We start from the raw sequence: 13,403 nt of genomic DNA, 5'->3' as shown, positions 1-13,403 counted from the left end.
TGGGTTAGTGGGAGGACCAATGAATGCCGATGAACCTCCGCCCGGGACGTCCTCCCAGCGCGCGTTGTGGGCGCGGGCGCGAGCACACCTGAGCCGTCTGATACACGCGACCTTGCAGGCCTCCAACCGCCTGCGCCTGCCCGGCCCCTCGGTGCTGCCGGTGGCGGGCGCGGTGGTGGGCCTCTACAGCGGACTGGCCGCTGGAATCTTCGCCAACCTCATCGGCCTGGTGACGGGCCTGACGTTCGGCACGGCCGAGCTGGCGCACACGCTGCGCCGCAGCCAGCTCTTGACGCTGTGGGAGGCGTTCGCCTCCGCGCGGTGGCATCCGGAGTACGCCATCGTCGGAGCGCCGCTGGCGCTGGGCGGGCTGCTGCTCGCGCGGGTCATCGAGCCGGGGGGCCCTCGCGACGAGGTGAAGCGACGGCTGCGGCTGCTCGCCCTGCTGACGTTGGGCGCGCTGTCGCTCTACTACCCGCTGGTGGCGCTGGCCGCGCTCAACAGCGTCTTCGGCCACTCGCACTCGCTGGCGGACGCGATTCCGCACCTGCCCTGGTGGCTGATGCTGCTGGCGCCCACGCTGGGCGGCATGGCGGTGGGACGGCTGCTGCGCGACAGGCCGGAGACACATGGCCACGGCGTGCCGGAGGTGGTGCGCGCGGTGAAGAGCGGCGCCAACGTGGTGCCGGCGGACCGGGGCCTCTTGAAGCTGGTGGCGTCCGCCATCACCATCGGCTCGGGTGGCTCGGCCGGACGCGAGGGGCCCATCGTGTACGGCGGCGCGGCGTTCGCCTCCAGCGTGGGGCGCGTCCTGGGCTTCAGCCGGCGGGAGCTGTCCATCCTGCTGGCCTGCGGCGCGGGCGCGGGCATCTCCGCGTCCTTCAACGCGCCCATCGCCGGCGCGGTGTTCGCGATGGAGATCATCCTCCGCGAGTTCGAGCTGCGCGTCTTCTCGCCCATCATCCTGGCCAGCGTGGCGGGCACCCTGGTGAGCCAGGGCGTGCTGGGCGAGGCGCCCATGCTGCGGCAGGTGCCGTACGAGCTGGTGAGCGGCTCGGAGGTGCTGGCGTACGCGGCGCTGGGCATCGGCTGTGGCCTGTTGGCCTTCGCCTTCGTGCGGCTCCTGCACGGGGTGGAGCACTTCTTCCATGGACGGATGCCGGGCACCCTGTCGCCGTGGCTGGGCAGGAAGTCGCTGCCGTTCCGCGCGGGCCTGGGCGGGCTGTGCGCGGGCGTGCTCGCGTTCATCAGCCCCACGGTGTGGGGCAGCGGGCACGACTACATCAACCTGGCGGCGGTGGGGAAGCTGCCCTTCTTCTTCCTCGTGACGGCGTGCCTGCTCAAGCTCGTGGCCACCGCGGTCACCATCGGCTCGGGCGGCTCGGGCGGCACCTTCTTCCCGGCGGCCGTCATCGGCGCCATGGCGGGCGGGGCCTTCGGCACGCTGGTGCACTACTTCTTCCCGGCCAGCACCGGCCCCAGCGGGGCGTACGCGCTGGTGGGCATGGGCGGCGCGGTGGCGGCGCTCAACCGCGGCCCGCTCACCGGGATGATGATGCTGTACGAGCTGAGCGGGAACCACGACATCATCCTCCCGCTGATGGTGACGTGCACCATCGCCTCCGCGCTGTGCCACTACCTCATCGAGCGCAAGGCGGCGAAGGTCCTGAGCGACGCGGACCTCTTGGAGAGCACCCACGTGCAGACGCTGATGGAGCACGTGGCCCCCGTGCCCGCGGGGCTGCCGGTGCGTCCGCTGGCGGACCTGCTGCTCACGTCCGAGACGGGCGCGCTGCCGGTGTTGGACACGGCGGGCGAGGTGTACGGCATCGTCCAGGTGGAGCAGCTGCGCGAGGTGTGGCGCGACGAGTCCGTCTACCCGCTGCTGGTGGCCAGTGACTTGTCGCGCAAGCTGCCGGTGCTCACGCCGGAGACGGACCTGGCGCAAGCGCTGCGGCTGATGGACCAGGAGGACGTGGACGCGCTGCCCGTCGCGGCGCCCACGGGCATCGCCACCCGGGGGCTGCTCACCCGCGCGGCGGTGCGTCGCTTCCTCTTCGCCCAGCACGCCCGGCACCACGCGCGCGGTGACGCGCCCGTCGGCGCGTCCGAAGTCACGCACTGACGCTGACCCCGAGCCGGGGGTCAGTGTCACCCCACGAAAGAGCCCGCGTGGCGAGGGTGGTCGCCACGCGGGGGATGGGACATGCTGCGCCCCTTCCGGAGGCGTCCTTGGAGCTACGCCGCGCGACCCCAGCCGAGCATCCGCTGCTGCGCAACCTGTACCCGCTCTATCTGCACGACTTGAGCGAGTTCGGGGTCGGCTACCGCCTGGACGAGCAGGGCCACTGGGCACCCAACTACCTGCCGACGTGGCTGGCGCCGTCGTCGGAGGTCCACCCGCTGCTCCTGCGCTGGGAAGGCCGCACGGTGGGCTTCGCCTTCGTGGCCCAGGCGCCGTTCCCGTACATGACGCCGGGGCGCGACTTCCGGATGAGCGAGTTCTTCATCCTGCGCGGCGAGCGGGGCTACGGCCTGGGCCGGCGCGCCGCCGTCGCCGTGTTCGAGCGCTTCCGCGGGCTGTGGGAGGTGTCCCAGCTGCCCGCCAACCACGCGGCCACGTCCTTCTGGCGCAAGGTCATCCGCGAGTACACGCAGGGGCGGTTCGAGGACACCTTCGTGGACGACTCGCCCGCGCAGATGTTCGACAACCGCGAGCTGCCGCCGCGCTCCGGACGCTGAAGCGCGGGCGCTACGGCCTGGGCTTCGCCTCGGGCGCCGGCGTGGCGGGAGCGGGCTCCTTCGCGGCGGGCTGGGCCTGGGAGCAGGAGGTGATGGCGCCCGACGGGTCGATGGCGTCGCCCCCCGCGTCCACCTTGAGCACCTTGCGCCCCTCGCCCACGACGAAGGTGTAGCGCTTGGACACCGTCACCAGGGGCATCTTCACGTCGTAGGACTCGACGACCTTGCCCTGCGGGTCGGGGATGAAGGGGAACGGCGCCGCGAGCTCCGCCTTGAAGCGCTTGAGCGTCTCCGCGTCATCCGTGCTGAAGGCGAGCACGCGCCCCTGCAGCTTCTCGATTTCGGCGTGCCGGGCGGTGAAGGCCTTGAGCTGTTTGGTGCACCCGCCCGTGAAGGCCTTGGGGAAGAAGGCGACGATGACGGGGCCCTGCTTCACCATCTCCGACAGGATGTAGACCTTGCCGTCGGTGTCCTTCACCGTGAAGTCCGGGGCGGTGTCCCCCACGGCGGGGATGGCGGCGCTGAGCAGGCCTGCGAGCAGTACGGGAGCGAGCATGCCTCGGATAAGAGCGGACCCGTCACTCCCGGGCAAGCGACCCCGAGGGCCTACGTCGTCTCACCCATCCGCGCCCACACCGCCGCCGCGGCCTCGCGCGCCTGCTCCGCCACCACCGAGGGGTTCACCGACAAGGGCCGGCGCGCCCACATGCGCCACACCCCGTCCACCATCACCGCCTCCACGTGGCGGCTGCCCAGGCCGAACACCACGTGCCACGCCAGGTTCTCCGCCGTCAGCGGCGTGGCGGGCAGGTAGTCGAGCACCAGCAGGTCCGCGAGCGCGCCCTCGCGCATGGAGCCCATGGGCACGCCGAAGTGCGCGGACGCCAGCCGGTGGCCGTTGGCCAGGTAGCGCAGCACGTCGATGACCTGCCCCGCCTCGCGCGAGCGCAGGTACGCCGCCTGGGCCTCCGCGAAGAGGTCCGCGGACACGCCATCCGCGCCCAGCGTGGCGCGCGCGCCGAACTTCAGCGCCGGCGCGTAGCCCACCTCCAGGCCCTGGTTGGCGCGCGGCGTGTGCACCATCCACGCGCCCGTCGCAATCACCTGCGCCAGGTCCGCCCACGCCAGGTGCCCCACGTGCGCCAGCTGGCTGCGCGGCGACAACAGCCCCGCGGCCAGGAGCCGGGGCACCGGCGAGTCACCGTGTCGCTCGTTGGACAGTCGCTCGTCGAGCGGGTCCTCGGCCAGGGGGAGGTGCAGGCCGGTGTTGGCGGTCTTCACAGCCTCGGTCAGTCCCTGGAGCGCGTCGGGGCCCAGCGTGAAGCAGGGGCCCGCGCCCACCTGTCCGCGGAAGCGACCCTGCGCCTTCTGCGCGAAGCCCACCGTCTCCTCCAGGCCCTCCTCGCGGCCCACCGCGCCGTTGCGGTCCGACACGGCGTAGGCCAGCACGCCGCGCACACCGACCTCGTGGAGTCCGCGCGCCAGGCGCACCAGCGAGCCGGAGACCGCGCTCGGGGAGGAGTGGAGGTTGACCACCGTGGTGGTGCCGCACTGGAGCGCCTCCAGGCCGCCCGCGCAGGCGGCGACCTGGACGGCGTCCAGGTCCAGCGCGTCCTCGTAGGGCCAGAGCACCTTCTCCAGGCTGTCCTGGTACGTCTCCATCGCCTTGCGCGGCATGCCCCGTCCGAGCACGGCATGCAGCCGGTGGTGCGCGCTCACCAGGCCCGGGAAGACGAGCTTGCCGGAGAGGGCCACCACCTCATCGTCCGGCTGGGGCGCCAGGTCCGGCCCTCGCGCGACGATGCGCTCACCCTCGATGCGCAGGTCCACGCGCTCCACCACCGCGGGCTCCAACTCGACGACGTAACCACCCTTGAGGACGGTTCCCAACATCCCTCCGAACGAAGAACGAAGCGCGGCAGCGGGCCCGGACGTTAGCACTCTCACTCCCTCATCGCGCGAGCGAGCAGATGGGGCGCCCACACCCCGCGTAAGGCACACCGCACCACCCGCGACGTCGGACGCGGTGGCCCTCACCGAGTCGAGGGCACGGGGTCCGGCACACCCAGGCGCACACCACGATGTGGGAGTGGTGATGGAGGCGCGTCGCACGAACACACCAGGGCACATGGTTCGCGCCGCCGGGCATCGCGCCCTCCAGGCTTGGTCGAGCTTCGTCCTGACGAGACGGGGCCCCCTGTCGAGCGTCGCATCGCCCACCTCGTTCGAGCCTCACCCACCCATCGGCGCTCCGGTGGCGAGCCCCCAAGTGATGAGCGCTTCTCGGCGGGGCATGCCTCTCCGACGAGATGGGCCCCCGCGGAGCGCCTCCTCCGACAGCGAGCTCCGCCCAGACCCTGCGGGCCAGCCTCGCCCGGAAGAACGAGCGTTCCCATGCGACGAGGCGGGGCCCTGGACTGGCACGTGTCGGCAGATCGCCGCCCAGGCGCTCACGAGGCCCGAGCCCAGGTCACCGATGGACACCGTGCCGACGCGCACGAACGTCGTGGAGAGGACGTGTGCCGTGAGGCCCTCGCCACGTGGAAACCCCGTGCTCCCACGCGGACCGCGTCAGCCTCCAGGACAGGAGCGCCGGGCGAGCGGGCCCGGACGAGACCGAGCGGGCATGCCCCCTCGAACTTCTGAGGGGGCACGAAGACAGGCTCTCCACATAGACTGGCGCCATCTTGGAGTCGGGTCCGAACACCTATTGGGTCGGTCGCTACCGTCTGTCCGCGCGCATCGCGACGGGCGGCATGGCGGAGGTCTACCTGGGGCGGCGCTTCGAGGATGATGGCCATCGCGGGCCCGCCGTCGCGGTGAAGCGGCTGATGCCCCACCTCGCCTCGGACCGGCGTGTGGTGCAGATGTTCCTCAACGAGGCGCGCATCACCGCGCAGGTGCGCCACCCCAACGTCGTCGCCATCCTCGAATTGGGCATGGAGGGCACCGAGCCCTTCATCGCGATGGAGCTGCTCGAGGGACGCTCGTTCGCGGAGCTGCGCCAGGAGGCCGCCGAGCGCGGCCAGCGCGTCCCCCTGGGCATCACCCTGCGCGTGCTCGTGGAGGCCTGCCGCGGCCTGGACGCCGCGCACCGGGCCGTGGACGAGGCGGGCCGGCCCCTGCGCATCGTCCACCGCGACTTCACGCCGGACAACATCCACGTCGGCGTCAACGGCGCGGTGAAGGTCATCGACTTCGGCATCGCCAAGGCGGACGCGCTCGGCGCGGGCACCGAGCCCGGCGTGCTCAAGGGCAAGTTCTTCTACATGTCGCCGGAGATGATTTCCGGCAAGCCCGTGGACCACCGCGCGGACCTCTTCGCCGCGGGCGTCATGTTGTACGAGCAGCTGTGTGGCCGCAGGCCCTTCACCGGCATGACGGCCGAGGAGGTCCTGGGCCGCATCGCCGAGGGCCGCGTCCGTCCGCCCACCGGCTTCGACCCGTCCGTCCCCGGCGCGCTGGAGCTGGTGTGCCTCACCGCGCTCCAGAGGGACCCGGCCGCGCGGTTCGACAGCCTCGAGTCCTTCATCGACGCCATCGAGGCCATCGGCGGCCCCGCCGAGGTCGCCTCCGCGGAGGAGGTCGCCGCCTACGTCGACACCCTCTTCCCGCCGGAGAAGGACCCCAAGCGCCAGGCCCTCCGACGCGCGCGCATGGCGGACCCGTCCCACGGAGGCACGCCTCCGGGCCCGCGCCGCTACGAGCCCCACGTGGCCCCCCACGCCGCCATGACGGTGCCCACCGGCTGGCCCGTGCTGCCGGACGTGGGCGCCACGGTCCACGACGAGACCTTCCCCGAGCCCGCGCGCACGGCGACCGTCGAGCCCGTCGCTCCGCAGGTCGTGAAGCCCGCGCGCGTCCCCTCTCCGACGGACTCGACGCCGCCCACGCGCGGCACGCCTTCCGGCATCGGCGAGGGCGGACCCTCGCGCCGTGGGGGCTCGCGCGTGGCGGCCATCCTGGCCGGGGCGCTCGGGCTGGCGGCGCTCGGGGGCGGAGGTGTCTGGTACCTGAAGCGCGCAGAGGCGGCGCCCCAGGAGCGGCTGGCGAAGGCGACGGCCGCGGACACGGCGGCCGAGAAGAAGGCGCTGCTCTCCGGGCTGGGCACCGACGTGCGCGCCACGGCAGAGGAGCTGGCCCAGGCGGGCGCGCTGCTCGTCGACGCGGGGGCCTTCCCCGAGGTGGCCGAGCTGGCGGAGTCCTTCACCACGCGCTTCCCCAAGGAGCTGGAGGCGCACCTGCTCGCGGCCCGCGCGGCGACGGAGCTCAACCGCGGCAAGCGGGCCGAGCGCGCGTTGGATGAGGCGCTCGCGCTGGCGCCCAAGGATTTGCGCCCCGCGCTGATGCTGGCGGACCTGCGCGAGCGACAGGGCGACCTGCCGGGCGCGGTGGCGGCGCTGGCGAAGGCGTACGTGCTGAAGCCGGGCTCGCCGAAGGTGGCGCCCCGCTTCGGGCGGATGCTGTCGCAGAGCGGACGGCTGGACGAGGCGGCCTCGGTGCTGTCGGCCTGGACCCGCGAGCGGGACGACGCGGTCAGCCTGGCGGAGCTGGGCTTCGTGCGCTTCCGGCAGGAGCGCGTGGACGAGGCCGCGGCGCTGCTCAGGCGCGCGCTGCGCAAGGACGGCCGGCTGGCCGTGGCGCACTACTACCTGGGGGCCGTCCTCTTCCGACAGGGCGACAGCGCGGGGGCCGAGCGCGCCTATCGGGAGGCGGACAAGCTGGCGCCGGAGGACCCTCGGGCCCTGGCCGCACGTTGTCAGCTCCACGCTCACGGTGGCAACGCGGTGGCGGTGGCCGAGGTGAAGCGTACGCTGGAGGAACGATTCCCCGACCGCGCGACGCGGCTCGCGGCGGAGTGCCAGGCGGGGAATTAGCTTCCCCTCCATGCACCGCGGCCCCTTCCTGGCACTGCTCTTCCTGACGGCTCCCGGCTGTTCCTCGTCCCCCGACACCTTGCCGGAGCCCCAGGCGCCGCCGGACGCGGGCACGCCCATGCCGGAGCCCCAGGTGCCGGACCGCGCAGCCTGCCAGGGACTGTCCGCGGGCCCCGGTACCCACGACTGGACAGTGACCCACGACGGACGGGAGCGCGCCTATCGGGTGCACGTGCCCCCGGGTTACGACGCCACCCGCCCCACGCCCACCGTGGTCGCCTTCCACGGCTATGGCTCCCACCCGGAGCAGCTGGAGCGGCAGACGGGGCTGTCCACGCTGGCCGACACCGAGGGCTTCCTCGTCGTGTACCCGCGCGGGCTCAGCGCCCAGGAGCTCAACGGCGGCCCGCCGCCTCCGCCGCAGGACAACACCCGGGGTTGGAACGGGGGCGCGTGCTGCGGCTCGTCCCAGCTATCCCAGGTGGACGACGTGGGCTTCGTGGACGCGATGATGGCGGACCTGGACACGCACGTGTGCGTGGACCCCCGGCGCACGTTCGCCACGGGTTTCTCCAACGGGGGCTTCTTCTCGTACCGGCTGGCCTGTGAGCGCGCGGGACGCTTCGCCGCCGTCGCCCCCGTGTCCGGCATGGCGCCCTCGAGCGGGTGCGCGCCGTCCCGGCCCGTGCCGGTGCTGCACATCCACGGCACGGAGGACACCGTCATCCTCTACGAGGGGGGCAGCAACATCCCCTTCGGTCGCCCCTACCCCTCCGCGCGGGACTCGGTGCGCGGCCAGGCGGAGCGCAACGGCTGCGGTGGGCCGGAGCAGCAGACGTATCAGCGGGGCAACAGCACCTGCGTGGCGTTCACCGGATGTGCTCCGGAGAGCGCCACCGCGTCGCTGTGCACCGTGCAGGGTGGAAACCACACGTGGCCCGGCAGCCCCGTCAGCTCGGGCAACCCCACACGCGACCTGGACGCCTCGCTCGAGGCCTGGCGCTTCTTCCAGGGCCGGCCGCGCCCCTGACGCACAGGAGACTTCTTCGTGAGCACACGCACGCTCGTCATCAACGCCGACGACCTGGGGCACGACCCCGCCATCACCCGAGGCATCCTCAAGGCCATGCGAGAGGGGGTCGTCTCCTCGGCCTCCCTCATGGTGAACACGCCCTACTCCGAGGCCGCGGCCCAGGAGTCGGGGGGCCTGTCACTGGGGCTGCACCTGGACCTGGCCCGGGGCCAGCCCGTGTGGAGCGAGTTCCCCCGCGAGTCGCTGGGCGCCCAGGGGCAGTTCACCGAGGGCCGCGCCGCCGGGCTGTCCGCGGAGGTGGTGGAGGCGGAGACCCGCGCCCAGTTGGAGCGCTTCACCCAGCTCACCGGACGCGCGCCGAAGCACATCGACGTGCACCGGCACCTGCACCTGCACGCCAATGTGCTGGAGGGCGTGGCCAAGGCCGCCAGGGACGCGAAGGTGCCGGTGCGCGCGCTCGACTCCATCATGCGCCACGCGCTGAAGAAGCTGGGCGTGCCCACGAACACGCACTTCGTCGGGGACACGAGCGATGACCCGTACTGGACGCTGGAGCGGCTGGAGGCGGAGCTGGTGGCGCTGCCCTCCGAGGGCGTCATCGAGCTGATGTGCCACCCGGGCTACCGCCCCGAGAAGGTGAAGAGCAGCTACGCCGCGCAGCGCGAGGTGGAGCTGGCCACGTTCGTGGACCCCAAGGCGAAGGAGGCCCTGTCGCGGCTGGGGCTCACGCCGGTGGACTTCGGCGTGCTCGCTCCCGCGAACTGAGGCCTTGCGGGGGCGGCCCCCTCGCCACTCGAGCGCTGGGGCCGCGAGATAGAGCTCCGGCGCGCGGGTGCCGCGAGGCCACGCGGCCCCTCAGCGGGCTCAGGCCCGGGTCAGCAGGCCCACCTGGGCCACTTCCTCGACGACGTGGGGCGCGGTCGCCGTCCTGCGCCGCTCCTGCGTCAGCACGTTGCGCACGCGCGCCACCAGCTCGTCCGCGACGTACGGCCGCGTGCACAGGGACGTCTCCTCCTGCGCCCACCACGGCCGGGCATCCCCGGCCAGCAGAATCGGCACCGGACGCGCGCGCGGCAGCGTGGCGAACGTCTCCAGGAACACCCCCGCCTGGCCATGCGTCGCGGAGGTGGACAGCACGATGAGGTCCACCGGCAGGTGCGTGGCCCGCCGGAGCGCCTCCGCCCCGTCCCTCGCCGTGAGCACCTCGAAGCCCTCCGCGCACAGCACGCGCTCGGCCATCGCCTCCTGCGCCGAGTCCTCGTCCAGGAGCAGCACCCGCCGGGGCAACATCTTCACCTCGTGCGCCGGCATGCGCGGCAGGCTCACGGTGAAGGTGCTCCCATGCCCCTCGGCGCTCGCCAGCGTCAGCGCGCCCCCGTGCAGCCTCGCGATGGAGTGGCTGATGAACAGCCCCAGCCCCAGGCCCCCGAAGTTGCGGTGCGACACGTTGCGCGCCCGGTAGAAGCGCTGGAACACCTGCGACTGGTCCGCGCCCGGAATCCCGATGCCGTGGTCCTGCACGTGGATGCGCGACTCGCTCGCCAGCTTCTCCACCCGCACCACAATCGGCTCCCCGGGCGGGCTGTACTTGTGCGCGTTCTCCAGCAGGTTCACCAACACCTGCTCCAGCCTGTCCCTGTCGCCTCGCACCCACACCCGCTCGCGAGGCACCTCCACGGCGAACGGGCGCTCGAAGGCCGCGCGGAAGTGGTCCACCACCTCCGCCACCAGCTGCCCCAGCTCCAGCGGGGCCAAATCCAGGGCCAGCCGACCCGCGTCCAGCCTCGACGCGTCCAAGAGGTCGTCCACCAGGCCCACCAGCCGCTCGACCTGGCGCTTGGACTTCAGCACCGTGGACAGCTCCAACGGCTGCCCCAGCGTGAGCCGGCGCTCCATCGTGTACAGGCCCAGCTTCAGCGGCGTGAGCGGCGTCTTCAGCTCGTGGCTCGCGATGGACATGAACTCCTCGCGCACCTGGAGCGCCGCCTTCGCCTCCCTCAGGAGCCGCGCGTTCTCCACCGCCACCGCGAGCTGGTTGGCCGCCGCCGTCCACAGCTCCAGCTCCCTCGCGGAGAAGGACGTGCCCTGCTCCTTGTAGAGCAGCAGGAGCCCCACCGTCCGACGCGGCGCGCACAGCGGCACCGCCGCGAAGATGGAGCCCAAGGAGTCCCCATACCCGCGCTGGATGCCCAGCTGCGCCTGGCGCAGGGTCAGCGCCTGGTGGAACGGGTCCTCCGACGGGTCGAACGAGTCCTCCGGCGACTCCGTCCCCGCCAGGTCCGACACCGCCGAGCGGCGCAGCTCCGTGCCGTCCTCCTCGCAGAGGTACACCTCCGCGCGGCGCACCTGGGCACACCTCACCAGCGCCACCACCGCGGCCGCGCAGACGCTGTCCACCTCCAGCGACTCGCCCACGGCGCGGGCAATCTCGCGCACCGCCAGCGAGAAGGCCCCGTCGTCATCCACGCCGGAGGGCTCCACCACCAGCCAGGCGCCGGGCACCTCCTCCTCGCGGCCCGGCTTCACCTGCACGCGCACCTGGTGCAGCTCGCGGGTGATGACATGGCCGGTGTGGGCGCGGCCCTCGCGCACGGCCAGCTCGATGGCCTCCAGGCTCCGGCCCTGCTCCAGCGCGGACAGGAGGCTGTGGCCGGGACTCAGCGCCAGGCCCGTCTTGCGGGCGAAGCTCGCCTCACACCACTGGACGCACAGGTCGGGACCGACGCGCACCAGGGCCTGGGGGAGACACGAGAAGGCTTCTTCGACGTCAGGGGGAAGCGTCATGTGCTCGGGAAGGTGGCGGGGGCCTTCCCGGGATTATGAACCCCGCGGCGAAGGCGCAACCGAGGGCCCCCCCGCTTTCCCCGTTGGTGGACGGGTGCCGCGTTGAGGGCTCGACAGAACCCCCGGCGGGCCTCCCGAAAGGCCCCACTCCACGTCGTGGATGACACGTAGCGATGGTGTGCTAGACGACAGCGCCATGCCTTCGCAGCCGACCAAGGACCTTCAGACCTTCCCCAACCCGGCGCCCGAGCGCGACTACGAAATCGCGTTCGACGTCCCGGAGTTCACCTGCCTCTGCCCGCTCACGGGGCAACCGGACTTCGCCCGGTTCAAGATCACGTACGTCCCCGACCAGAGCTGCATCGAGCTCAAGAGCCTGAAGCTCTACATGTGGGCGTACCGCAACGAGGGGGCCTTCCACGAGAAGGTCACCAACACCATCGCCGAGGACATCATCAAGGCCATCCAGCCGCGCAAGCTGACGGTGGTCGGTGACTGGTTCGTGCGCGGTGGCATCGGCACCATCGTCACCGTCACGCACGAGAAGAAGAAGGCGTAAGCACCCGGCGGGGTGGACGGTCGCCCCGAGGCGCCGTCCCTCCGGACGCGTGGGGCCTACTCCACCTTGTCGAAGATGGCGTCGGCCTTCTTGTTGAGGTCCGTCTCCACGCGATCAGCGGCCTTGTGCACGTTCTCCAGGCGCCGCGCGGCGGCGGCCTCGGGGTCCGTCCTGGCCGGCCGCTGCAGGACGTACCACGCGGCGGCGACGAGGACTCCAAAGCCCAGCACGAAGGTGACGATGCGTCCCATGACTGCCTCCTGTCCTCGTCAGCGCGTGAGCTGCTGGACGAGCGGCGCCCACTGCGCCTGGGTGAAGTAGAGCCCGGTGCCCGCGGCGGACGCCAGCGCCAGCGCGGCCAGCGCCCACTTGAGCTTGCCGCCGGAGCGCGAGCGCGAGGTGTCGAAGACCTCCGCCGCCGCGTCCAGCTCCTGGGGCCGCAAGAGCTGCTGCGCCTCCGTCTCGGTGAGCTTCTGGCGGTGGCGCAGGAAGGCGACGAGCAGCCCCGCGTGCGACACCTGGACCTCCTGGGCGAGGAACACGTCCAGCTCGCGGCGCATGGCGGCGGCGTCCGGGAAGCGGTCCTCGGGCTTCACCTCCATGGCGCGCTGGATGATGCGCACCAGGGGCGTGGGCACGTTGGGGGCCACCTTGTTCAGCGGCGTGTACTTGCCGTCGCGGATGCGCGCGAAGACCTCGCCCGCCGTCTTGCCGTGGAAGGGCCGGGCGCCGGAGAGGGCCTCGTAGAGCAGCACGCCCAACGAGAAGAGGTCGGTGCGGCCATCCAGCGGCGCGCCCGTCACCTGCTCCGGGGACATGTACGACGGGGTGCCCACGGCCATGCCCGCCTGGGTGAGGGCCTCCAGGCCCACGTCCTTGGCGATGCCGAAGTCCATCAGCTTCACGTCGCCGGACTTGGTGAGCATGACGTTGGCGGGCTTCAGGTCGCGGTGGATGATGTGCCGGAAGTGCGCGTGGTCCAGCGCGCTGGCGATGCGCGCGGCGATGACGCCCGTGACGTCCGGGGGCAGCGGCCCTTCCTTGATGAGCGTGTGCAGGGTGGGCCCGTCCACCAGCTCCATCACCATGAACAGGCTGTCGTTCTTCTCCACCAGGTCGTAGAGCGTGACGATGTTCTGGTGACGGAAGGCGGCCAGCGCGAGCGACTCCCGACGGAAGCGGGACAGGGTCTCGCGGTCTCGCTTGCCCTCGGGCAGCAATTCCTTGATGGCCACCTCGCGCTGAATCATCTCGTGGAGGCCGCGATACACGACGGCCATCCCACCTCGGCCCAGCTCTCCGAGCACTCGATACGCGCCAATCTTGCGATGACGCACGCTTCTTTCCGCGGCAGGCACGTGCGAAGGGTACAGAAGTGGACGCGCACCGTCGATGTCTCACGTGGCCG

The 13,403-nt window shown here is 72.1% G+C and carries 11 protein-coding genes; 6 read left to right on the top strand and 5 right to left on the bottom strand.

The genetic code is table 11. The features are described from left to right. The first annotated feature begins 19 nt into the window (after positions 1-19). Together K8640_RS12075 and K8640_RS12070 are read left to right on the top strand one after the other, a co-directional pair. On the top strand, positions 20-2,125 hold the full coding sequence (locus K8640_RS12075) for a chloride channel protein (protein ID WP_223747186.1): 2,106 nt from the start codon (positions 20-22) through the stop codon (positions 2,123-2,125). 107 nt (positions 2,126-2,232) lie between these two features. After that, positions 2,233-2,742: a GNAT family N-acetyltransferase gene (locus K8640_RS12070; protein WP_046716146.1), complete on the top strand. Its 510-nt coding sequence runs from the start codon at positions 2,233-2,235 to the stop codon at positions 2,740-2,742. 10 nt (positions 2,743-2,752) lie between these two features. Here the strand turns inward: K8640_RS12070 and K8640_RS12065 are convergent, their stop codons facing one another. Both K8640_RS12065 and K8640_RS12060 read right to left on the bottom strand, forming a co-directional pair. Next, positions 2,753-3,298 (bottom strand): peroxiredoxin, encoded by a 546-nt coding sequence (locus tag K8640_RS12065; RefSeq protein ID WP_223747185.1) that lies wholly within the window; start codon positions 3,296-3,298, stop codon positions 2,753-2,755. Positions 3,299-3,348: 50 nt separating this feature from the next. Next, positions 3,349-4,632, bottom strand: coding sequence for an amidohydrolase family protein (locus K8640_RS12060; protein WP_223747250.1), 1,284 nt, complete (start codon positions 4,630-4,632; stop codon positions 3,349-3,351). A gap of 797 nt (positions 4,633-5,429) precedes the next feature. Between K8640_RS12060 and K8640_RS12055 the strand changes: the two genes are divergently transcribed. Genes K8640_RS12055 through K8640_RS12045 form a run of 3 tightly spaced genes read left to right on the top strand, consistent with a single transcriptional unit; the run spans position 5,430 to position 9,417 of the window. Beyond that, a complete protein-coding gene (locus K8640_RS12055; RefSeq protein WP_223747184.1) occupies positions 5,430-7,619 on the top strand; it encodes a serine/threonine-protein kinase in 2,190 nt (729 codons plus the stop codon). Positions 7,620-7,629: 10 nt separating this feature from the next. Beyond that, positions 7,630-8,649 (top strand): PHB depolymerase family esterase, encoded by a 1,020-nt coding sequence (locus K8640_RS12050; RefSeq protein ID WP_223747183.1) that lies wholly within the window; start codon positions 7,630-7,632, stop codon positions 8,647-8,649. 18 nt (positions 8,650-8,667) lie between these two features. Next, positions 8,668-9,417 carry a carbohydrate deacetylase gene (locus tag K8640_RS12045; protein ID WP_223747182.1) on the top strand — a complete coding sequence of 250 codons (750 nt, stop codon included), beginning with the start codon at positions 8,668-8,670 and terminating at the stop codon, positions 9,415-9,417. Between the two features lie 99 nt (positions 9,418-9,516). On the opposite strand, the gene K8640_RS12040 is transcribed toward K8640_RS12045, so the two are convergent. Beyond that, entirely contained in the window at positions 9,517-11,436 is a 1,920-nt protein-coding gene (locus K8640_RS12040) for a hybrid sensor histidine kinase/response regulator (RefSeq protein ID WP_223747181.1), read from the bottom strand. Between the two features lie 196 nt (positions 11,437-11,632). Here K8640_RS12040 and queF point away from each other — a divergent pair, with 196 nt between their 5' ends. After that, positions 11,633-11,995, top strand: a complete 363-nt coding sequence (gene queF / locus K8640_RS12035; RefSeq protein ID WP_141325292.1) for a preQ(1) synthase — start codon at positions 11,633-11,635, stop codon at positions 11,993-11,995. A gap of 56 nt (positions 11,996-12,051) precedes the next feature. Here the strand turns inward: queF and K8640_RS12030 are convergent, their stop codons facing one another. Beyond that, positions 12,052-12,246, bottom strand: coding sequence for a hypothetical protein (locus K8640_RS12030; protein ID WP_141325293.1), 195 nt, complete (start codon positions 12,244-12,246; stop codon positions 12,052-12,054). 18 nt (positions 12,247-12,264) lie between these two features. Then, positions 12,265-13,275 carry a serine/threonine-protein kinase gene (locus K8640_RS12025; RefSeq protein ID WP_370640338.1) on the bottom strand — a complete coding sequence of 337 codons (1,011 nt, stop codon included), beginning with the start codon at positions 13,273-13,275 and terminating at the stop codon, positions 12,265-12,267. Between the last annotated feature and the right edge of the window lie 128 nt (positions 13,276-13,403).

This window comes from Myxococcus sp. XM-1-1-1 (assembly GCF_020037095.1).
GTDB classification, from domain to species: Bacteria; Myxococcota; Myxococcia; order Myxococcales; family Myxococcaceae; genus Myxococcus; species Myxococcus fulvus.
This window is presented reverse-complemented; position numbering and strand designations above follow the sequence as displayed.